Here is a 22,595-nt window from a genome sequence, read left to right as displayed (position 1 = left end):
GCCGGAAGTGGGGCGAATTATAGACAGATATAATTCGCCGTCAACCCTTTATTTCGCTTTTCTATCAATTACTTAAAAATGGCCCCGCTTCTCTATTAACAGGCACTCAAATCACCCCCGCCTCCCTCAACGCCGCCACATTCACCGGCGCCAACCCCAACACATGCTGAAGCACCTGGGCCGTGTGCTCACCTAATAGCGGCGGTGCACTGCGGTATTCAACCGGCGTCTTGGACAAGCGCATAGGGCTGGCCACCTGAGGCACCGTCCCGGCCAGCGCGTGCGGCAGCTCCAGCGCCAGGCCGCGCGCCTTCACCTGCGGGTCGGCGAACACCTGCGCCAAGTCGTTGATCGGCCCACACGGCACCCCCACCTGCTCAAGCTGCGCCACCCATTCGGCTGTCGTCTTGAAGACCGTGGCCTGACGGATCAATGGAATCAGCTGTGCCCGATGAGTGACCCGCTGCTTATTAGTGGCAAAGCGCGGGTCATCCGCCCACTGCGGCTGCCCGGCTACCTCGGCAAACTTTCGAAACTGGCTGTCGTTACCCACGGTCAGGATGAAATCACCGTCCGCCGTAGGAAAATCCTGATACGGCACAATATTAGGGTGCGCATTCCCCAGCCGCTTGGCCGGTTCGCCCGTCGTCAGGTAATTCATTGCCTGGTTAGCCAGGCACGCGACCTGCACGTCCAGCAGCGCCATATCGATATGTTGCCCGCCGCCGTCATGATCGCGGTGAGCCATGGCCGCCAGGATGGCAACTGTCGAATAAAGCCCGGTCAGAATGTCGGTCAGCGCCACCCCGACCTTCACCGGCCCCGCACCGTCTTCACCCTCCGGGCGCCCGGTCAGGCTCATCAGCCCGCCCAAACCCTGAATCATGAAGTCATAACCTGCCCGCGCAGCATAAGGCCCGGTCTGGCCAAACCCCGTGATCGAGCAGTAGATCAGCTCCGGGTTGATGACCTTGAGCGACTCATAGTCCAGCCCATAAGCCGCCAGGCCGCCCACCTTGAAGTTCTCGATCAAAATGTCTGATTTCGCCGCCAGCTCGCGCACCAGCTTCTGCCCCTCGGGCCGCGTGAAATCGATGGTCACCGACTCCTTGTTACGGTTGGCCGCCAGGTAATACGCCGCCTCACTGGTGTTCTGCCCCTCGGCATCCTTAAGGAAGGGTGGCCCCCAGGCCCGCGTATCGTCTCCATTGCCCGGCCGCTCGACCTTGATCACCTCGGCCCCAAGGTCCGCCAGGATCTGCCCGGCCCAGGGGCCCGCCAACACGCGCGACAAGTCCAGTACCCGCAGGTGCGATAAAGCGCCCATCGCCGCTCTCCTATTAATAGAACGCCTGAAGACCGGTTTGCGCACGCCCCAGAATCAACGCATGCACGTCGTGGGTGCCCTCATACGTGTTCACCACTTCCAGGTTGACCAGGTGACGCGCCACCCCGAATTCGTCGGATATGCCATTGCCGCCCAGCATGTCCCGCGCCATGCGCGCGATGTCCAGGGACTTGCCGCAAGAGTTGCGCTTCATGATGGACGTGATCTCCACGGCCGCCGTCCCCTCATCCTTCATACGGCCCAACCGCAGGCACCCTTGCAGGGCCAGCGTGATTTCGGTCTGCATGTCGGCCAGTTTTTTCTGGACCAATTGTGTCGCCGCCAACGGGCGCCCGAATTGCTGGCGGTCCAGGGTGTACTGGCGCGCGGTGTGCCAGCAGAACTCAGCCGCCCCCAGCACCCCCCAGGAAATCCCGTAGCGCGCCGAGTTGAGGCAGGTGAACGGCCCCTTCAAGCCACGCACATCCGGGAAAATGTTCTCTTCAGGCACAAACACATTGTCCATGACGATCTCCCCGGTGATGGACGCCCGCAGGCCCACCTTGCCGTGAATCGCCGGGGCACTCAGGCCTTTCCAGCCCTTTTCCAGCACAAAGCCGCGAATGTCGCCGGCATCATCCTTGCCCCACACCACGAACACATCGGCGATCGGGCTGTTGGTGATCCACATTTTGCTGCCCGTGAGGCTGTAGCCGCCTTCCACTTTGCGTGCACGCGTAATCATCGCACCCGGGTCGGAACCGTGATTAGGCTCGGTCAGACCAAAGCAACCAATCCATTCGCCCGACGCCAACTTAGGCAGGTACTTCTGTTTTTGCGCTTCGGTGCCAAATTCGTTGATGGGCACCATGACCAGTGACGATTGCACACTCATCATCGACCGGTAGCCAGAGTCGACACGCTCCACTTCCCGCGCAATCAGACCATAGCTGACGTAGTTCAGGCCGCTGCCGCCGTACTGCTCGGGGATCATCGCGCCGAGCAAGCCGGTGTCACCCATTTCCCGGAAGATCGCAGGGTCGGTCTTTTCATGACGAAAGGCTTCCAGCACCCGTGGCGCCAGCTTGTCCTGGGCGAACTGCTGGGCACTGTCGCGCACCATGCGTTCTTCTTCGGTGAGCTGTTGATCCAGCAGCAGTGGATCGATCCAGTTGAAGCTTGCCTTGCCGCCCATGGGGAACTCCTCGCGATGAAAACCAAAAGTCGTGGGAGGAGCCTAGGCCGGGCAAGCGAGGAGGGCAAACGAGGTTTGCGCATAAGCCTGTGCTAATTTGTCACTTCGAAAATTAAAATTACCGGGAAAAATTCATTAATTAGTGAGGTTATGGTACATGCGCCGAAAGATCCCCAGCACCACCGCCCTGGTCAGCTTTGAAGCCGCCGCACGCCACGAAAGCTTTACCAAGGCCGCGCAGGAGCTTTCCATCACACAAAGCGCCATTTGCCGACAGATTGCAGGCCTTGAGGATTATTTGAGTGTCGAGCTGTTTCGACGCTCCAAGCGCGGGGTCAAGCTGACGGAGGCAGGCCTGTCCTACAGCCGCCGGGTGGCGGCGCAGTTGGACGCGGTGGAGCGCGACACGTTGTCGGTGATGGGCCAGCAGGGCACCAATGTCATCGAGCTGGCCGTGGTCCCGACCTTTGGCACCCAATGGCTCATCCCGCGCCTGAAGGACTTCCAACTGCAGCACCCCGAAGTCACGGTCAACCTCACCAACCGCACACGTCCGTTCCTGTTTGCCGACACCGAGTTCGACGCTGCCATTTACTTTGGCGACGCCGACTGGCCCGGCACCCAATCCCACAAGCTGATGGGAGAAAACCCACATCCGGTGTGCAGCCCGCGACTGCTGGAAGGGCGCACGCATTTCACCCCCCAGGAGATTGCCGAGTTGCCCCTGCTGCAACAAACCACACGGCCTTATGCCTGGCGCCAGTGGTTCAACGCACAGCAACTGAATGTGTCCCGCGACATGACAGGCCCGCGCTACGAGCTATTCTCGATGTTGTCCCAGGCGGCCATGCATGACATGGGCATCGCGCTGATCCCGCCGTTCCTGATTCAACGCGAGCTGAACGAGCAGCATCTGGTGATTGCCAGCCCCCAGGCGCTGGAGAGCGCCAAGGCGTATTACCTGATGATTCCCGAGCGAAAAGTCGAAACCGCCTCGCTCAGGGCCTTCAGGGACTGGCTGACCGAGCAGTCGAACCGCTACAACCCTTATAAATAAAGGGATTGGCGCGCTAGCTGACTTTGTAGTCAGTAAAATAATTCCTACATATGTATATATATGTCGCATTCTAGAAGACCGTATCAATCGCCCTGAAAATGGCTTTAAACCCACGTAATGTAAGGCTTACAGGCAAAAAACAGCCGCCGCTAAGCACCGTTCATCATCACCCCGATAAAAAACTTATTAACCCGCAAAAACCCTGTAATCACCTGTATTTAAACGACTTATAACCATTTATTGCGGCAATAGGTCACAGGGTGACTTGTAGTTAATTTTTCGTCACACGTCATAATCTCTTGAAAGGCCGCAAAGTTCGCCTGCAAAATGCCGCGCCCCGCTGTATTTAAGCGGGACCGTGCTGATCGGCCGACCAGATGTGCCCCCATGGCGCCCTGGCTTTTTTACAAAAACAGCAAAAAGATCGCGCAGGAGATTTGACGTGCACATTGGTGTCCCTCTAGAAACCCAGACCGGCGAAACCCGGGTGGCCGCCACCCCGGAAACCATCAAGAAGCTGATCGGCCAGGGCCACAAGGTCACTGTGCAACGCGGCGCCGGCCTCACTGCCAGTATCGTCGACAGCGCCTATGAAGCGGCCGGCGCAGCCTTGGGCAGCGCCGCCGAGGCCTTTGGCGCCGAGCTGATCCTGAAGGTGGTCGCCCCCAACGACAGCGAACTGACGCTGATCAACAGCGGCACCGTGCTGGTGGGCATGCTCAATCCGTTCAGCAACGAAACCATCGCCAAGCTCGCCGAACGCGGCATCACCGCCTTCGCCCTGGAGGCCGCGCCCCGCACCTCCCGCGCGCAGAGCCTGGATGTGCTGTCGTCCCAGGCCAACATCGCGGGCTACAAGGCCGTGTTGCTGGCCGCGCAGCATTACCCGCGTTTCATGCCCATGCTGATGACCGCCGCAGGCACGGTGAAAGCCGCCCGCGTGCTGATCCTAGGTGCCGGCGTGGCCGGGCTGCAGGCGATTGCCACGGCGAAACGTCTGGGGGCCGTTATCGAAGCGTCCGACGTGCGCCCGGCAGTAAAGGAGCAGATCGAATCCCTCGGCGCCAAGTTCGTCGACGTGCCGTTTGAAACCGATGAAGAGCGCGAATGCGCGGTGGGCGTCGGCGGTTATGCGCGCCCGATGCCCACCAGCTGGATGCAGCGCCAGGCCCTGGCCGTACACGAGCGCGCCAAGCAGGCGGACATCGTCATCACCACCGCACTGATCCCCGGTCGCAAGGCGCCCACCTTGCTCAGCGCCGACACCGTGGCGCAAATGAAGCCAGGCTCGGTGGTGATCGACCTCGCCGCCGCGCAAGGCGGCAACTGCCCGCTGACCGTGGCCGACCAGGTAGTGGTCGCCCACGGCGTGACCCTTTGCGGCCCCACTAACCTGGCGGGCGCCGTGGCGGCCGATGCGTCGGCGCTGTACGCGCGCAACCTGCTGGACTTCCTCAAGCTGGTGTTCACCCAGGAAGGCCGGTTTGAAATCAACCTCGAAGACGACATCGTCGCCGCGTGCCTGATGTGCCGCGACGGCCAGGTCATCCGCAAAAACGCCTAAGCAGGGATTCAGACGATGGAAGAGCTTATCTCCCCCGGTATCTACAACCTGATCATCTTTGTGCTGGCGATTTATGTCGGTTACCACGTGGTCTGGAACGTCACACCCGCACTGCACACGCCGTTGATGGCGGTGACCAACGCCATTTCGGCCATCGTGATCGTGGGCGCCATGCTCGCCGCCGCCCTCACGGTGACGCCGCTGGGCAAGACCATGGGCACCCTGGCTGTCGCGCTGGCGGCGGTGAATGTGTTCGGCGGTTTCCTGGTAACGCGTAGGATGCTTGAGATGTTCAAGAAGAAAGCGCCCAAGGTTAAAGAAGAGGTGCAGCAATAATGAGTATGAATCTGGTCACGACGCTCTATTTGATCGCGTCGATCTGCTTCATCCAGGCCCTTAAAGGCCTGTCGCACCCCACCACCTCCCGGCGCGGCAACCTGTTCGGCATACTGGGCATGGCGCTGGCGGTGCTGACCACCGTAGGCCTTATCTACAAGCTGGGCGCCGAGCTGGCCACGGCGGGCATTGGCTACGTGATCGTGGGCCTGCTGATCGGCGGCACGGCGGGCTCGCTCATGGCCAAGCGTGTCGAGATGACCAAAATGCCGGAGCTGGTGGCGTTCATGCACAGCATGATCGGCCTGGCGGCGGTGTTTATTGCGATTGCCGCGGTGGTCGAGCCGCAGTCCCTGGGCATCGTCAAGCAACTGGGGGATTCGATTCCCGTGGGTAACCGCCTGGAGTTGTTCCTGGGCGCGGCGATTGGTGCCATTACCTTCTCGGGGTCGGTGATTGCCTTTGGCAAGCTGTCGGGCAAGTACAAATTCCGCCTGTTTCAGGGCGCACCGGTACAGTTTGGCGGGCAACACACCCTCAACCTGGTGTTGGGCCTGGCCACCCTGGCCCTGGGCCTGACCTTCATGTTCACCGGCCACCTGGGTGCGTTCGCCTTGATGCTGGCCCTGGCCTTTGTGCTGGGCGTGCTGATCATCATCCCGATCGGCGGCGCCGACATGCCGGTGGTGGTGTCGATGCTCAACAGCTATTCGGGCTGGGCGGCGGCGGGCATTGGGTTTTCGCTGAACAACTCGATGCTGATCATCGCCGGTTCCCTGGTGGGCTCCAGCGGCGCGATCCTGTCGTACATCATGTGCAAGGCCATGAACCGTTCCTTCTTTAATGTGCTGCTCGGCGGGTTCGGCAATTCGGCGGACGCAGGCGCCGCAGCCGGCACCAGGGAAGCGCGGCCGGTGAAGTCCGGCTCGGCCGACGACGCCACGTTTCTGCTGACCAATGCCGACACCGTGATCATCGTGCCGGGCTACGGCCTGGCGGTGGCGCGAGCGCAGCACGCGCTCAAGGAACTGACCGAGAAGCTGACCCACCATGGCGTCACTGTGAAATATGCGATCCACCCGGTGGCGGGCCGCATGCCCGGTCATATGAACGTTCTGCTGGCCGAAGCAGAAGTGCCCTACGACCAGGTGTTTGAAATGGAAGACATCAACTCTGAATTCGGACAAGCCGATGTGGTGCTGGTGCTTGGCGCCAACGACGTGGTCAACCCGGCGGCCAAGAACGACCCCAAATCGCCGATTGCCGGCATGCCGATCCTGGAAGCGTTCAAGGCCAAGACCATCATCGTCAACAAGCGCTCGATGGCCAGCGGCTATGCGGGCCTGGACAACGAATTGTTCTACCTGGACAAGACCATGATGGTCTTTGGCGATGCCAAGAAAGTCATCGAGGACATGGTCAAGGCTGTCGACTGAATACTGCGCCAGCGCAATACCCCACACCCCAGCCTCCCGTAGGCTGGGGTTTTTTATGCGCGCATGAAAACCGACCAAAGGCTCTAAATCGCGGCCTGACATTCGACCATGGTAGCGGGTCGAAATTTTTTGAAATCACTAAACTGCGCACCTTGCTTCCGTAGCCCGAGAAAACCTTCCATGTACCGTGATCGTATCCGCTTGCCTTCGCTGTTGAACAAGGTCATGAGCGCGGCTGACGCTGCCGCACTGATCCAGGACGGCATGACCGTCGGCATGAGCGGCTTCACCCGCGCCGGTGAAGCCAAGGCCGTGCCCCATGCCCTGGCCGAACGCGCCAAGCTGTCGCCGCTCAAAATCACCCTGATGACCGGCGCCAGCCTGGGCAACGACCTGGACAAGCAATTGACCGAGGCGGGCGTGTTGTCGCGGCGCATGCCGTTCCAGGTGGACAGCACACTGCGCAAGGCGATCAACGCGGGCCAGGTGATGTTTATCGACCAGCACTTGTCGGAAACCGTCGAGCAGTTGCGCAACAACCAGCTCAAGCTGCCGGACATCGCGGTCATCGAAGCCGTGGCGATCACCGAGCAGGGCCATATCGTGCCGACTACGTCGGTGGGCAACTCCGCCAGTTTCGCGATTTTTGCCAAGCAGGTGATCGTCGAGATCAACCTGGCGCACAACCCGAACCTGGAAGGGCTGCACGACATTTATATCCCGACCTACCGGCCCACCCGCACGCCGATCCCGTTGGTCAAGGTGGACGACCGCATCGGCAGCACCGCCATCCCGATCCCGCCCGAAAAAATCGTCGGCATCGTCATCACCCAACAGCCAGACTCGGCCTCCACCGTCACCCCGCCCGACGCCGACACCCAGGCGATCGCCAACCACCTGATCGGCTTCCTTAAAGAAGAAGTGCAGGCCGGGCGCATGACCAACAAGCTGGGCCCGTTGCAAGCGGGCATCGGCAACATTGCCAACGCGGTGATGTGCGGCCTGATCGAGTCGCCCTTTGAAGACCTGACCATGTATTCCGAAGTGTTGCAGGACTCGACCTTCGACCTGATCGACGCAGGCAAGCTGAGCTTTGCCTCGGGCAGTTCGATCACCCTGTCCGAACGGCGCAACGCCGACGTGTTCGGCAACCTGGAACGCTATAAAGAGAAACTGGTGCTGCGCCCGCAGGAAATTTCCAACCACCCCGAAGTGGTGCGGCGCCTGGGCATCATCGGCATCAACACGGCGCTGGAGTTCGACCTCTACGGCAACGTCAACTCCACCCACGTGTGCGGCACGCGGATGATGAACGGGATTGGCGGCTCCGGGGACTTTGCGCGCAACGCGCACCTGGCGATCTTTGTGACCAAGTCGATTGCCAAGGGGGGCGCCATTTCCAGCGTGGTGCCGATGGTCAGCCATGTGGACCACACCGAGCATGACGTGGACATCCTCGTGACCGAAATCGGCCTGGCCGACCTGCGTGGCCTGGCCCCTCGCGAGCGGGCCCGGGTGATCATCGACAACTGCGTGCACCCGGCGTACCGCGCGGCGCTCGACAGTTACTTCACCGAGGCCTGCGCGCTGGGCGGCCATACCCCGCACATCCTGCGCGAAGCCCTGAGTTGGCACATTAACCTGGAAGAAACCGGGCATATGCTCAAGGCCTAAAGGGTGCAGATCCGGGCTGATGCCAACACAGTTGCATCAGCCTGGGGGTGTGCGCGCCCTTTCCTGAAAAACTGTACTGCTGTACTGGTCATTTCCTACCGAAAATTCCCACGCCCCTTTCAGAAAAGACCTATTTCGCACTGTTTTAGCGCAGACAGGTACAGTTGCCCCAAATACGACCAGCACAGCGCCTATAAACAGTTAACTGGCCTCGCACAATACAGGTGAACTGTATCTAGAGAGTCTTGCGCCGGAAGAGGATCATTGGCATCAGTTAAACCACTACCTAATCCCGCCACAAGCGGAAGGATGTCATCATGGAACGTACACTCAGTTCCGATCTGTTCTTTGAAGAAAAAGCTGTAAACACCCAGGCTTCCATGCCTTTGCGCGTTCTCGCCAACCTGATGTTGTGGCAGCGCCGCATCTCCAGCCGCCACCAGTTGGCTCGTCTGGATGCTCGCCTGCTGGCTGACGCCGGTATCAGCGAAGCTCAACGCTACGAAGAGCTGAGCAAGCCGTTCTGGCGCTAACGAGCGCCCGCTGGCCCTGACCTACGGGTTAACCGCCAGCCTCAAGAATTGTTGTAGCAAAACCCGCCCCGGGTAACCGGCGGCGGGTTTTGTTGTTTTGGGGCACGGTATTTTCGGTCGTTTGGCGCGATAGATACAGTTTTAAAAACATTAAAAACACACAAGTACAGTTTGAATTGAACCGTCTAGGCCCGCCCTTTTAGCGGGGACCGCTTTGCGCCGGATAAACGGCAGCTTAATATCCGCCCACCACTTGGCGAAGGCTGTAGAACGGGCGTCTGACCCCCAATGCTGCCCTCAACAGTGGCGGCGCTGTGCCACTTTTTGTCCCCTTACAGGAGTCACCCCATGTCTCGTCTTCGTCTGCTGAGCGCCGCTGCGCTGCTGGCCCTGGCTTCCACTGCCCACGCGTCCAGCCTGCTGGTGACCACCGATGCACTCGTCGGCGCACTCAAGGCCACGTCCGATGCCACCTCCGATGCCACGTCCTCCCTGCGTAACAACAAAGTCGTGCGCGCCGCCCGTGACGACGCCGCCAGCTTTGTGGCCAGCGAAGGCGCCATCCGTGGCGTGAAACTGGAAAGCGCCCTGGCGCAGATCCGTCAGCAAGCGCCCCAACTGGCAGGCGCCACCGACGCGCAACTGGCCCAGGCCATTCTGGCGATCTGATGCCGGTGCCCGGACGGGACGTGCCTTGCGCCTGGATGGCCAAAACTTAATGTCGGCGGCCTTGAACTGGCACAGGCAATTCTCGTCCAATAGCCACTTTTGTATTTCGGAGTCATTCCATGCGTAGCCCACTGATCGCTGCCGCCCTTGGCCTGCTGTTGCTGGCCGATGTCGCCCAGGCGCACACCCTGGTAGCCACCAGTAACATCATCGTGCGCGCCTTTGGCCGTACCGTTGATTTCACCTCGGACACCACCACCTCCATTCGCGACTCCAAAGTGGTGCGCGAAGCCCACGACGACGCCGCCAGTTTCGTCGCCAGCGACGGCACCATTCGCGGTGCTCAGCTGGAAGCGGCCTTCAACACCCTGCGCACCCGCGTACCGCAAGCCCGCGACGCCAGCGACCAGGTCCTCGCCGAAGCCATCCTCGCACTGTGAGGCACTTCGCGGCCTGGCTGTTCGCCGCCACTGTGCTGCTGTTTGGCAGCGCAGCCCAGGCGGCCTTGCACTTGCGGCTCGACACCCAAGGCTTGAGCCCGGCCGAACAACAGGCCAGCCAGGCCTTGCTCGATGAAGCCATGCAGGCCTTGCCGCCGCGCTTCATTGAGCAACTGGACCGGCGCGTCGAGGTCAAATGGACCGACAAGATGCCCGCCAACGCCTACGGCCAGGCGTCCCTGGTGTCGGAGCTGGACCTGAACCGCAACCTGCTCGCCAGCCTCACCGACGGCAGCGCCGCCACGCAAAAAACCAATCGCCCCCACGGCACTGTGCGCCGCGAATTGCTCGCCACGGTGTTGCACGAGCTGACCCACCTCTACGACCGCGCGCGCCTGTGGTCCAGCGCCGACCGCACGCTGATCCAGCGTTGCAGCCGCCAGAACAACATCACCGGCCTGATCGGCCTGCCCGACCAATGCCGGGGCCAGAACGACCGCCGCTTCACCCTGAGCGATGACCCGCGCCTGCTGGACCTGGCCGGTTGGCCGCAATACGTTGGCCGACGCGGCGAACGGGAACAGAACAACCACCAGGTCGCCCGCAGCCCCGACCTGTACGAAACCACCAGCCCGCTGGAGTTCGTGGCGGTCAACATGGAGTATTTCCTGCTCGACCCCAGCTACGCCTGCCGCCGCCCCGCGCTGTACCGCTATTACCAGGAACACTTCGGCTGGGCGCCCCCGGCCAAGGACGAATGCGCCAAGACCTACGCCTTCCTCAATGCCGGTAACGACTTTGCCAAAACCCCGCTGGGCCAGGTCGACCCCGAACGCGTCTACGAGATCGACTACCTGCTGGCCGAAGCCAACCAGAACCTGGTGAGCCGTTGGGGCCACAGCATGTTGCGCCTGGTGATCTGCGCCCCGGGCCGCCCACGCGGGCCGGACTGCCGCCTGGACCTGGACCAGCACCTGGTGTTGTCCTACCGCGCCTTTGTGGGGGACGTGCAGCTGTCGAGCTGGGACGGCCTGGTCGGCAAATACCCGTCCCGGCTGTTTGTGCTGCCGCTGGCGCAGGTGATCGACGAATACACCAAGACCGAACTGCGCGGCCTGGCCTCGGTGCCGCTTAAGCTCACGCGTCAAGAGATCAACGACACCGTCGAACACGCCGCCGAGATGCACTGGAGCTACGACGGCAACTACTTTTTCATCTCCAACAACTGTGCGGTCGAGAGCCTCAAACTGCTGCGCAGCGGCAGCGCCAACCCCAACCTGACCGGGCTGGACAACATCACCCCCAACGGCCTGCTGCAAGTGCTCGCCGCCCGGGGCCTGGCCGATACCAGCGTGCTGGACGACCCCCAGCGGGCGCTGCGCCTGGGTTATCACTTCGACTCGTTCCGCGAGCGCTACCAGGCGATGTTCGAGGTCCTCAAAAAGCACCTGCCCATCCCGCAGACCCAGGTCGAAGACTGGCTGGCCCTGAGCGCCGAACAGCGCAGGCCCTGGTTCGCCAAGGCCGACCTGCGCACCAGCGCCGCCTTGCTGCTGCTGGAACAGGCCAGCTTTCGCCGCCAACTGATGCTGGCCCAGGACGAGGTCAAGCAGCGCTACCTCAACGCCCGCGAGCTGAAGAACGGCGGCATGGAAAAAGCCAACGCCACCTTGCAGCAGATCCTCGCCAACAGCGGCTTTCTCAGCCGCCCCGCAGAGCTCTTGGGCTCCAGCGGCTACGGCCTGCCGCAACCGGCCGAATGGGCGCGCCTACAATCAGAAAGCGACCAGCGCCAGAAACAGCTGCAAACCCTCACGGGCGACCTGGACAAAGAGGTGAGGGCGCTGCTGGAGCCGTCCCGCGCCGCCGAAATCGCCGCCAGCGAAACCAACCTCAAGCAGTTGGGCGAACACCTGCGCACCCTGCACAAAGCGGCCGGCGGCCTGCAACTGCCCTGAATCGCGCCCCCCACACACCTCCCGTCATCTGTTGATACCGCGAAAGCTGGCTGAAAGCTTGCGGGTCTAGGATCGCCCCCCACTGTCGGCAACAGACCGGCAGCTAACAACAACAATGGTGATCCCCGATGTCCGCTCCTACCGCCCTGTTCGCCCCGACTCCGCCCGTACGCCCCGTGCCGTTCGTTCTGCGCTGACCGCCCCCGGTCGCCATTCCCTACTAGCCGCGCTACGCCTGGAGTATTCCCATGCTGACTTTCCTTGGCTTTGCCATGGTCATCACGTTCATGTTTTTGATCATGACCAAGCGCCTGTCCGCGCTGATCGCGCTGATCATCGTGCCTATTCTGTTCGCGCTGTTCGGTGGCTTCGCGCCAAAGATCGGCCCGATGATGCTCGAAGGCATCACCAAGCTTGCGCCCACCGGCGTGATGCTGATGTTCGCCATCCTCTATTTTGCCCTGATGATCGACTCCGGCCTGTTCGACCCGGCCGTGCGCAAGATCCTCAAGATGGTCAAGGGCGACCCGCTCAAAGTCTCGGTGGGCACCGCCGTGCTGGCCCTGGTGGTGTCGCTGGACGGTGACGGCGCCACCACGTACATGATCTGCGTGGCCGCCATGTTGCCGCTGTACACGCGCATCGGCATGAGCCCGCGGATCATGGCCGGGCTGATCATCCTCGCCGGTGGCGTGATGAACATGACCCCCTGGGGCGGCCCGACCGCCCGCGCCGCCAGCGCCCTGCACGTGGACCCTTCGGACATTTTCGTGCCGATGATCCCGGCCATGGCCGCAGGCGTCATCGCGATCCTGGTGATCGCCTACCTGTATGGCAAGCGTGAGCGGGCCCGACTGGGCGAGCTGCACCTGCAGGGTGACGAGATCGACCACAGCGAAATCAGCGTCTCCCAATACCCCGACGCCCGCCGCCCCAAGCTGATCTGGTTCAACGGCGCCCTGACCTTCGCCCTGATGTGCACCCTGATCGCTGGCCTGTTGCCGCTGCCGGTGCTGTTCATGGTGGCCTTCAGTATCGCGATGATCGTCAACTACCCGTGCCTGCAACAGCAGAAAGACCGCATCGCCGCCCACGCGGGCAGCGTGCTGGCCGTGACCGGGCTGATCTTCGCCGCCGGTATTTTCACCGGCATTCTGTCGGGCACCGGCATGGTCGACGCCATGTCCAAGAGCTTGCTGGCCGTGATCCCCGACGCGCTGGGCCCTTACCTGGCGGTGATCACCGCGCTGGTGAGCATGCCGTTCACCTTTTTCATGTCCAACGATGCGTTCTACTACGGTGTGTTGCCGGTACTGGCCGAAGCCGCCAGCCACTACGGCATCACCGCCGTGGAAATGGCCCGTGCGTCTATCGTTGGCCAACCCGTGCACCTGTTGAGCCCGCTGGTTCCTTCGACCTACTTGCTGGTGGCCCTGGCGGGTATCGAATTTGGCGATCACCAGCGCTTTACCCTCAAGTGGGCAGTGCTGGTGTGCCTGTGCATAATGTTCGCCGCTTTGCTGATGGGGATTTTCCCGCTGTTCAGCACTCTATAACCGTGACAACCCACCGCGCCGCGCTCAAGCGGGCGCGGTCCAACACTTGCTCAAAGGAATACACATGGAATGGCTGACCAATCCGGAAATCTGGATTGCCTTCTTCACCCTGACGGCCCTCGAGATCGTCCTGGGCATCGATAACATCATCATGATTTCGATCCTGGTCAGCCGCATGCCCAAGCACATGCAGGCGCGCACCCGGATCTTCGGCCTGGCGCTGGCCATGGTCACGCGGATCCTGCTGCTGTTGTCCATCACCTGGGTCATGCAACTCACCGCCGACCTGTTCGTGGTGCTGGGGCAGGGCATTTCCGGGCGCGACCTGATCCTGTTCTTCGGCGGCCTGTTCCTGCTGTGGAAAAGCTCCCAGGAGATGTACCACGCGCTGGAAGGCGAAGACGAAACCCAGGACGCGCCCAAAGGCGGCGGCGGCAAGTTCATCTACACCATCATTCAGATCGCGATCATCGACATCGTGTTTTCGCTGGACTCGGTCATCACGGCCGTCGGCATGGTGTCCCATGTGCCGGTCATGGTGGCGGCGATCATCGTGGCCGTGCTGGTGATGATGCTGGCCTCGGGCACCATCAGCGAGTTCATCGACAAGCACCCGTCGCTCAAGATGCTGGCGCTGTCGTTCCTGCTGGTGGTGGGCACCGTGCTGATCGCCGAAGCGTTCGACGTGCATGTACCAAAAGGCTACGTCTACTTCGCCATGGCGTTCTCGCTGGCAGTGGAAGCGGTGAACATCAAGATGCGCACCGCCATCGCCAAAAAGAAAAAACAGCAGGACCCGGTGAAACTGCGCAAGGACATTCCGGGTCAGTAACCTGAACCCGCGGCAGAACAAGGGGCTCATTGAGCCCCTTTTTTTCATCTGCAAAAAGCTGATTTCATGACAGTTTTGTTTCAATCGTGACTTTAGCTATGCGATGCTGGCGCACCGCCCATTCGCCAACTACAGCTTAAGTACAAGACGTAGAGCGGCACGCGGTAACTTTTCCTTCGCCCCGATCGGGGCACACCCACACGGGGGGCCGAGCATGCTGACCTTGCTCAATCTGCTTTCCGCCGTGACCCTGCTGATTTGGGGCACGCATATCGTCCGTACCGGCATCCTGCGGGTTTACGGTTCCAACTTGCGCCACGTGATCGGCCAGAACATGGCCAAGCGCTGGCTGGCGTTTATCGCCGGTATTCTGGTGACCGCCATGGTGCAGAGCAGTAACGCCACGGCGATGCTGGTCACCTCGTTCGTGGGCCAGGGCCTGATGGGCCTCACGCCTGCATTGGCCACCATGCTGGGCGCCGACGTGGGGACGGCGCTGATGGCGCGGGTGCTCACGTTCGACCTGTCCTGGCTGTCGCCGCTGCTGATTTTTCTGGGGGTGATTTTCTTCCTGTCGCGTAAACAGACACGCGCCGGGCAGATGGGCCGGGTGGGCATCGGCCTGGGCCTGATCATTCTGGCGCTGCAATTGATTGTCGAAGCCGCCGGGCCGATTACCCATGCCCAGGGCGTCAAAGTGCTGTTTGCCTCGCTCACCGGCGATATCTTGCTCGACGCCCTGGTCGGCGCGCTGTTCGCGATGATTTCCTACTCCAGCCTGGCCGCCGTTCTGCTCACCGCCACGCTGGCCGGTGCCGGGGTGATCGGCCTGCACGTGGCCATCGGCCTGGTGATCGGCGCCAACATCGGCAGTGGCGTGCTGGCGTTTCTGAGCACCAGCATGCAAAACGCCGCCGGTCGCCAGGTGGCATTGGGCAGCTTGTTGTACAAGCTGATCGGCCTGCTGCTGGTGATTCCGTTCCTGGACCCGCTGGCCCGCTGGATGGACGGCCTGGACTACAGCGTGCAGGGCATGGTCATCAGTTTTCACCTGCTCTATAACGTCAGCCGCTGCCTGGTCCTGCTGCCCACCATCGGCCCCATGGCCCGCCTGTGCGAGTGGCTGTTGCCCGAGCGCCCGGAAACCAACGGCAAGGCCAAACCCCGTCACCTGGACCTCACCGCCCTCGAAACCCCAAGCCTTGCGCTGGCCAACGCGGCCCGCGAAACCCTGCGCCTGGGCGACCTGATCGACAACATGCTCACCGCCATGCTCGAGGTGCTGCGCGGCAACCAGACCTCCATCACTCAGCAAATGCGCAGCCTCAGCGATGATGTCGAAGCGCTCAACAGCGCGATCAAACTGTATTTGGCGCAAATGCCCCGCGAAGACCTTAGTGAGCACGACAGCCGGCGCTGGGCAGAAATCATCGAGTTGTCGATCAACCTCAAGCTGGCCGGCGACCTGATCGAACGCATGCTGCGCAAGGTGCAGCAGCAGAAAACCGCCCAACGCCGCCAGTTCTCCGACGTTGGCCTTGAGGAACTCACTGGCCTGCACAGCCAGTTGATCGCCAACCTGCGCCTGGGCCTTTCGGTGTTCCTGAGCGCCGACCCGGAAAGCGCCCGGCAGCTGCTGCGTGAGAAACGTCGCTTTCGCGCTCAGGAACGTCGCCTGGCCCACGCCCACGTGAGCCGCCTGCAACGTAAGATCGTGCAGAGCCTGGAAACCAGTTCCCTGCACCTGGAACTGATTGCCGACATGAAACGACTGAATTCGTTGTTCTGTAGCAGTGCATATGTAGTGTTGGAAACGTCCGACACCGGCGCGCTGTCCGCTGACGATATCGCCGACATCACCCATTCGCCCTGAACGTAAGACGGCCCGTGAAGTCAGTTAACACTGACCTCCCTCGCCAGGAAGCTTGTTATGCGTCGCCTGTTATTCGCCTGCCTGCTCATGGGCTCGGCTCATGCCTTTGCCTTTGATCGCTTGCAGGTCGAGGGCTACACCTTGCCCAACGGCCTGCAAGTGCTGCTCAAGCCGGGCACCGAGCGCGGGCACGTGGCCATCCGCCTGGTGGTGGGCGTGGGCCTGGACGACTTCGACTGCACCGACAAAGAACTGCCGCACCTGCTCGAGCACTTGTTTTTCAGCGGCCTGGACGGCGGCGGCGAGGGCGAGCTGGAAGACCGCATGCAAGCCCTGGGCGGCGAGTGGAACGCCTACACCGGCAACGCCGACACCACCTTTGTCATCGAAGCCCCGGCGCAAAACCAGCGCAAGGTGCTCGACCTGTTGCTGGCGATCCTCACCCAGACCCAACTGACCGACGCCAACATCGCCGCCGCCAAGCAGGTGGTGGAGCGTGAAGACGGCGGCCACTATTCGCACCTGCAACAACTGCTCGACCGCCAGGACCTGGGCCACACCGCCGGTCGCCAACTGGCCGTGGAACTGGGCCTGCAATGCGCCGAACGCGCTCAGGTCGGCCACCTGACCCGCGCACAACTACAGGCCCTGCGCAAAGACTGGTACGCCCCCAACAACATGACGCTGATTGTGGTCGGCGACCTCGACAAACTATTGCCAGCCTACCTGGAGCGCACCTACGGCGCCCTGGAACCGGTAGAACCCAGCGAACATCGCCCGCTGCCGGAGGCCCGGCAGGCCGCGGCCACCCGTCGCGACCTGGTACACGGCTGGGTCGGCAACAACGCCAAGCTGCACTGGCTGTTTCCCGAGCCGGTGTTGGACGACCAGTACGACGAAACGTTTGACCTGCTCAAAGACTATTTCGACTGGGCGCTGTACCGCCAACTGCGCCTCAAGCACACCTTGTCCTACGGCCCCTGGAGCGAACGCGAAGTGCTGGGCAGTGTCGGTTTTATCAGCCTCAACGCCGACCTTGAACGCGACGACCTGGCAACAGCCGAACAGGTCCTCAAAGACCTGCAAGCCCACCTGCTCAAGGACGGCCTGGACCCCACCGTGTTTGCCCGCCTGCAACAGGCCGCCATCGCCCGCCAGGCCTGGGCGGTGCAGGGCAACAGCGCGCTGGCCGACTATTACTGGAGCGCGTCGGGCGATTACGCCAAGGGCCGCTTCGGCGACCCGGCCAAGCGCATCAAGGCGGTGACCCTCGAGCAAGCCAACCAGGCCTTGCGCGCGCTGCTCAAGCAGCCCGGTTACTGGCGCATCGAAAAACCGCTGCTCAGCTACGACGCGCTCAGTTGGATCGGCGCAGGCGTGCTGGGGCTGATCGCGATTGCGCTGGTCGGCGCACGCCGTTATCGCAAACGAGTTGTGCAATGAGGCTACAGCCACAGGGCTAAAACGTTATCCTGTCGCGGATTTTTCCTACCCAGACTGTGAACCGCCCGATGCCTATCCTGACCCACTACATCCAGCGCATCCTCGAACTGATGAAGCGCTACCCGGGGGTGATCGCACTCGGTGGTTTTATCTCGGGGGCCGGCAGCTTCATCCTTGTCGATCGCCAGCAGGGCATGGCCAGCTGGATCGCCGTGATCATGCTGGTGAGCTGGGTGTGGCTGATGCTGGAAAACAGCTTTACCCAGCTGTTCAGCAAGGTGTTCAAGCGTGACATCCCCGAGCCGCTGCTGCGCTACGCCACGCAGATGATCCACCAGGAAAGCCTGTTTTTCGTGCTGCCGTTCTTTTTCGTCACCACCACCTGGAACAGCGGCCAGTCGGTGTTCACCGGCCTGCTGGGCGCGGCGGCGCTGGTGTCCATCACCGACCCGCTGTACTACAAATGGCTGGCCCCGCGGCGCTGGCTGTTTCTCACGCTGCACACCCTGACCCTGTTCGCCGCGCTGCTCACGGCGCTGCCGATCATCTTGCACCTGACCACCGCCCAAAGTTACAAACTGGCGCTGGGCGTGGCCATGCTGCTGTCGATCCCAAGCCTGGCGGTGAGCCTGCCGCTGCGCAGCGTCAAAGGCTGGGCGATGTTGCTGGGCGTAACAGCCACCATCGGCCTGGCGGGCTGGTTTTTACGCACCTGGGTGCCGCCCGCCACGTTGTGGCTGACCGAAGTGGCCATCAGCACCCAACTGCAAGACCGCACCCCCAGCGATGACCTCAAGGACGTCAGCGCCGCCCAGTTGCGCAGCGGCGGGCTGTACGCCTACACGGCCATTAACGCGCCGCGTGGGCTGGATGAGCGCATCTACCATGTGTGGAAATTCAACGGCAAGGAAGTCGACCGCATCCCCCTGGACATCCACGGCGGGCGCAAGGAAGGCTACCGGGCCTGGACCCACAAGCAGAATTTCCCGGCCGACGCGGTAGGCCGCTGGCAGGTACGGGTGGTCACCGAAGACGGGCAGGTGATTGGCGTCTTGCGCTTTAAAGTCACCGACCCGAATCAAGCCAGTGTCACACCGGACGCGCCAAAGTAGGACGGATCGTGCTATTACGTAGGATCTGCGGATCCAAAATAGCCCAACACGCTCGGAGCTTATGATCAGGACGACCACGGCCGGCGCCGCCCACCTGGACACCTCCACCACCCCGCCCCAATTGAGGGTGACGGGGGACTGGACGCTGGCCCACTATGCCCGCCTGAAAACCCTGTCTCACACCCTCGACGGCCAGTACGACGCCGGGGCCCGGGTCGACCTCAACGGCCTCGGCGCCCTCGACACGGCGGGCGCGTCGTTGTTGGTGGAGTTGCTCGGCCCCGCCCGCATCGAGCAATCGGCCGAGCACAGCGACTGCAGCCTTGGCAGCGCCGAACGCGCATTGCTCAAAACCGTTTACCGCGCCCTGAATGACTTTTGCGCCCCGGCCAAAGCCCCGGAAGAGGCCGCCGGCATGCAGGTGCTGGCCCGTATCGGCCGGGCGGTGGACCGGGTCTGGCAAGACTCGACCCAACTGCTGGGCTTTATCGGCCTGATCCTCGAAACCTTCGCCCGTGGCCTGCTGCGCCCTAAACGCTGGCGCCTGACCCCCATGGTCGCGCACCTCGAACAGACCGGCCTGGACGCGGCGCCCATCGTCGCCCTGCTGACGTTTCTGGTGGGCGCCGTGGTGGCGTTTCTGGGGGCCACGGTGCTGGCAAGCTTTGGCGCGAGCATCTTTACCGTGGACCTGGTGGCGTTCTCTTTCCTACGGGAATTTGCCGTATTGCTCACCGCCATCTTGATGGCCGGCCGCACCGCCAGCGCCTTTACCGCACAAATCGGCTCGATGAAAGCCAACGAAGAAATCGACGCCATCCGCACCCTGGGCCTGGACCCGATGGAATTGCTGGTGCTGCCCCGCGTGCTCGCGCTGCTGGTGGCGCTGCCGATGCTGACGTTTCTGGCGATGCTCTGCGGGATCATCGGCGGCGGCGTGGTGTGCGCCGTGGCACTGGATATTTCACCGGCGATGTTTATATCGCTGCTGCACTCGGACATCGGCGTGCAGCACTTTCTGGTGGGCCTGGTGAAGGCGCCGGTGTTTGCCTTCCTGATCGCCGCCATCGGCTGCCTCGAGGGCTTCAAGGTCAGCGGCAGCGCCGAGTCGGTGGGCGCGCACACCACCTCAAGCGTGGTGCAATCGATCTTTGTGGTGATCGTGCTGGATGCGGTCGCCGCGCTGTTTTTCATGGAGATGGGCTGGTGAACCGCACGCGGCCGGCGCCCACCGAGGCGGTGATTGAAGTGCGCGGGCTGTGCAACCGCTTTGGCGCGCAAAGCGTGCACGAGAACCTCGACCTGGACGTGTACAAGGGCGAGATCCTGGCGGTGGTGGGCGGTTCGGGCAGTGGCAAGTCGGTGCTGCTGCGCAGCATCATCGGCCTGCGCCAGCCCAGCGAAGGCCAGGTGCGTGTGTTCGGCAAAAACCTGCCGGGCCTGCCGGAACATGAGCGCTCGCAGGTGGAACGCCGCTTTGGCGTGCTGTTTCAGAAGGGCGCGCTGTTTTCTTCGTTGACCGTCACCGAAAACGTCGCCCTGCCGCTGATCGAACACATCGGCCTGAACCGCGCCGACGCCGAGCACCTGGCGGCGGTGAAGCTGGCGCTGGCCGGGTTGCCGATGTCTGCCGCCGACAAGTACCCGGCCTCGCTGTCCGGCGGCATGATCAAACGCGCCGCCCTGGCCCGGGCGCTGGCGCTGGACCCGGACATCCTGTTTCTCGACGAACCCACCGCCGGCCTCGACCCGATCGGCGCCGCCGCCTTCGATCAACTGATCCTGACCCTGCGCGACGCGCTGGGCCTGAGCGTGTTCCTGGTCACTCACGACCTGGACACGCTCTACACCATCAGCGACCGCGTGGCCGTGCTGGCGCAGAAAAAAGTGCTGGTGGCGGACGCCATCGATGTCGTCGCGCAAACCGACGACGCCTGGATTCACGAATACTTCCACGGCCCCCGGGGCCGGGCGGCGCTGGATGCCGCTCAACCGCTCAACGAGGTATGACATGGAAACCCGAGCCCATCATGTGATGATCGGCCTGTTCAGCGTGATCGTGGTGGCCGGTGCCATGCTGTTCGGCCTGTGGCTGGCCAAGTCCAGCATCGACAGCGCCTTCCAGGATTACGAGGTGATCTTCAACGAGGCGGTCAGCGGCCTGTCCCAAGGCAGCGCCGTGCAGTACAGCGGGATCAAGGTGGGCGATGTGACCAGCCTGCGCCTGGACCCCAAGGACCCGCGCCGCGTGCTGGCGCGCATTCGCCTGGCCGGGCAGACGCCGATCAAGGAAGACACCCAGGCCAAACTGGCGCTGACCGGCATCACCGGCACCTCGATCATCCAGCTCAGCGGCGGTACGCCACAAAGCCCGGAGCTCAAGGGCAAGGGCGGCGAACTGCCGCAGATCATCGCCTCGCCGTCGCCCATCGCGCGGTTGCTCAACAACAGCAATGACCTGATGACCAGCGTCAACCTACTGCTGCACAACGCCAACCACATGTTCTCGCGGGAAAACGTCGACCGCCTGAGCAACACCCTGGACAACCTGCAACAAACCACCGGCGCCCTGGCCGACCAGCGCGGCGACATCAAAGTGGTGATGCAGCAACTGATGCAGGTGAGCAAACAGGCCAGCACAACCCTGGAGCAAACCAGCGCCTTGATGCGTAACGCCAACGGCCTGCTCAACGATCAGGGCAAACAGATGTTCGGCAGCGCCGAGCAGGCCATGCGCTCGCTGGAGCAGAGCACCGCCACCATCAACACCTTGTTGAGCGACAACAAAGACTCGCTCAACAGCGGCATACAAGGTTTCAACGAACTGGCCCCGGCCGTGCGCGAACTGCGCGAAACCCTGGGCTCGCTGCGCGCCATTTCGCGCCGCCTCGAAGCCAACCCCAGCGGGTATCTGCTGGGCAGTGACAAGAGCAAGGAGTTCACCCCATGAAGCGCGCTTACTCGCTGATCGCCCCCCTGGCCCTGGCGTTGCTCAGCGCCTGCTCGATCTTGCCCAAGGCCGACCCGTTTGACGTGTATCGCCTGCCGTCGGCGCAAACCGCGGGCCCCGTGGCGCCGGTGAGCTGGTCGCTGCGGGTGGTCAAGCCCCAGGCCAGCGAATTTCTCGACAGCCCGCGCATTGCCGTGGTGCCGCAAGGGGATGTGATCAGCAACTACGCCAACGCCCGCTGGAGCGACCCGGCGCCGGTGCTGTTGCGCAACCGCCTGCTGGACGGGTTCCAGCGCGATGGCCGGGTGACGCTGCTGAGCACCGACGACACTCACGTGCAGGCCGATTATGAGCTGGGCGGGCAATTGCAGGCGTTTCAGAGCGAATACCACGCCAGTGCCGTTGAGGTGGTGATCCGCCTGGACGCGCGCCTGGTGCGCGCCAGTGACCAGCGGATTGTCGCCAGCCAGCGGTTTGAGGTGAGGCAGGCAGTGGCAGACCGCCAAGTGCCCGCGGTGGTCGCAGCGTTCGGGCAGGCCGCAGATACGCTGGGCAAACGCGTGGTGCAGTGGGCCGTCGCGCAAGGCAATACGGCGCCTGAACGCTGACGGCCTTATCGCAGGCCAGCCCGCCAAAAAGG

Annotated in this window: 20 protein-coding genes; 18 read left to right on the top strand and 2 right to left on the bottom strand. The window is 62.5% G+C overall.

Going from position 1 to position 22,595, the window contains the following annotated elements; genetic code table 11:
• Window positions 1-106: 106 nt before the first annotated feature.
• Together ACW9H9_RS13420 and ACW9H9_RS13415 are read right to left on the bottom strand one after the other, a co-directional pair.
• Entirely contained in the window at window positions 107-1,327 is a 1,221-nt protein-coding gene (locus tag ACW9H9_RS13420) for a CaiB/BaiF CoA transferase family protein (protein WP_457343679.1), read from the bottom strand.
• Window positions 1,328-1,340: 13 nt separating this feature from the next.
• Entirely contained in the window at window positions 1,341-2,522 is a 1,182-nt protein-coding gene (locus ACW9H9_RS13415) for an acyl-CoA dehydrogenase (protein WP_457343678.1), read from the bottom strand.
• A 157-nt stretch (window positions 2,523-2,679) separates the two neighbouring features.
• Here ACW9H9_RS13415 and ACW9H9_RS13410 point away from each other — a divergent pair, with 157 nt between their 5' ends.
• From ACW9H9_RS13410 to ACW9H9_RS13325, 18 genes are all read left to right on the top strand, one after another.
• Window positions 2,680-3,579: a LysR family transcriptional regulator gene (locus ACW9H9_RS13410; RefSeq protein WP_457343677.1), complete on the top strand. Its 900-nt coding sequence runs from the start codon at window positions 2,680-2,682 to the stop codon at window positions 3,577-3,579.
• Between the two features lie 442 nt (window positions 3,580-4,021).
• Window positions 4,022-5,143 (top strand): Re/Si-specific NAD(P)(+) transhydrogenase subunit alpha, encoded by a 1,122-nt coding sequence (locus ACW9H9_RS13405; RefSeq protein ID WP_457343676.1) that lies wholly within the window; start codon window positions 4,022-4,024, stop codon window positions 5,141-5,143.
• 15 nt (window positions 5,144-5,158) lie between these two features.
• Complete coding sequence (locus ACW9H9_RS13400) at window positions 5,159-5,479, top strand: NAD(P) transhydrogenase subunit alpha (protein ID WP_457343675.1); 321 nt, start codon at window positions 5,159-5,161, stop codon at window positions 5,477-5,479.
• Window positions 5,479-6,915: an NAD(P)(+) transhydrogenase (Re/Si-specific) subunit beta gene (locus ACW9H9_RS13395; protein ID WP_457343674.1), complete on the top strand. Its 1,437-nt coding sequence runs from the start codon at window positions 5,479-5,481 to the stop codon at window positions 6,913-6,915. Before ACW9H9_RS13400 ends, ACW9H9_RS13395 begins: the two co-directional genes overlap by 1 nt.
• Window positions 6,916-7,095: 180 nt before the next feature.
• Window positions 7,096-8,589, top strand: a complete 1,494-nt coding sequence (locus ACW9H9_RS13390; RefSeq protein ID WP_457343673.1) for an acetyl-CoA hydrolase/transferase family protein — start codon at window positions 7,096-7,098, stop codon at window positions 8,587-8,589.
• Between the two features lie 317 nt (window positions 8,590-8,906).
• The gene (locus tag ACW9H9_RS13385) at window positions 8,907-9,122 is read left to right on the top strand and encodes a DUF1127 domain-containing protein (protein ID WP_457343672.1); all 216 of its coding nucleotides are present in this window, start codon (window positions 8,907-8,909) and stop codon (window positions 9,120-9,122) included.
• Window positions 9,123-9,470: 348 nt separating this feature from the next.
• Complete coding sequence (locus ACW9H9_RS13380) at window positions 9,471-9,791, top strand: DUF2388 domain-containing protein (protein ID WP_457343671.1); 321 nt, start codon at window positions 9,471-9,473, stop codon at window positions 9,789-9,791.
• Window positions 9,792-9,910: 119 nt separating this feature from the next.
• On the top strand, window positions 9,911-10,231 hold the full coding sequence (locus ACW9H9_RS13375) for a DUF2388 domain-containing protein (protein WP_457343670.1): 321 nt from the start codon (window positions 9,911-9,913) through the stop codon (window positions 10,229-10,231).
• Window positions 10,228-12,189, top strand: coding sequence for a DUF7844 domain-containing protein (locus ACW9H9_RS13370; protein WP_457343669.1), 1,962 nt, complete (start codon window positions 10,228-10,230; stop codon window positions 12,187-12,189). Before ACW9H9_RS13375 ends, ACW9H9_RS13370 begins: the two co-directional genes overlap by 4 nt.
• 248 nt (window positions 12,190-12,437) lie before the next feature.
• A complete protein-coding gene (locus ACW9H9_RS13365) occupies window positions 12,438-13,745 on the top strand; it encodes a CitMHS family transporter (RefSeq protein ID WP_457343668.1) in 1,308 nt (435 codons plus the stop codon).
• A 64-nt stretch (window positions 13,746-13,809) separates the two neighbouring features.
• Entirely contained in the window at window positions 13,810-14,577 is a 768-nt protein-coding gene (locus ACW9H9_RS13360; protein ID WP_457343667.1) for a TerC family protein, read from the top strand.
• Between the two features lie 214 nt (window positions 14,578-14,791).
• A complete protein-coding gene (locus ACW9H9_RS13355) occupies window positions 14,792-16,450 on the top strand; it encodes a Na/Pi cotransporter family protein (protein ID WP_457343666.1) in 1,659 nt (552 codons plus the stop codon).
• A 57-nt stretch (window positions 16,451-16,507) separates the two neighbouring features.
• A complete protein-coding gene (locus tag ACW9H9_RS13350; RefSeq protein ID WP_457343665.1) occupies window positions 16,508-17,893 on the top strand; it encodes a M16 family metallopeptidase in 1,386 nt (461 codons plus the stop codon).
• 68 nt (window positions 17,894-17,961) lie between these two features.
• Window positions 17,962-19,005: a DUF5924 family protein gene (locus tag ACW9H9_RS13345; RefSeq protein ID WP_457343664.1), complete on the top strand. Its 1,044-nt coding sequence runs from the start codon at window positions 17,962-17,964 to the stop codon at window positions 19,003-19,005.
• 61 nt (window positions 19,006-19,066) lie between these two features.
• A complete protein-coding gene (locus ACW9H9_RS13340; protein WP_457343663.1) occupies window positions 19,067-20,215 on the top strand; it encodes an MlaE family ABC transporter permease in 1,149 nt (382 codons plus the stop codon).
• Entirely contained in the window at window positions 20,212-21,015 is an 804-nt protein-coding gene (locus ACW9H9_RS13335; RefSeq protein WP_457343661.1) for an ABC transporter ATP-binding protein, read from the top strand. Before ACW9H9_RS13340 ends, ACW9H9_RS13335 begins: the two co-directional genes overlap by 4 nt.
• Window position 21,016: 1 nt before the next feature.
• A complete protein-coding gene (locus tag ACW9H9_RS13330) occupies window positions 21,017-21,955 on the top strand; it encodes an MlaD family protein (RefSeq protein ID WP_457343660.1) in 939 nt (312 codons plus the stop codon).
• Entirely contained in the window at window positions 21,952-22,563 is a 612-nt protein-coding gene (locus ACW9H9_RS13325; protein ID WP_457343659.1) for an ABC-type transport auxiliary lipoprotein family protein, read from the top strand. The genes ACW9H9_RS13330 and ACW9H9_RS13325 overlap by 4 nt, the downstream gene beginning before the upstream one ends.
• The last annotated feature ends 32 nt before the right edge of the window (window positions 22,564-22,595 follow it).

The sequence above is a fragment of the Pseudomonas sp. SDO5215_S409 genome (assembly GCF_054071325.1).
Note: the sequence above shows the minus strand (reverse complement) of the source record. Positions and strands in the feature narration are given on the sequence as shown.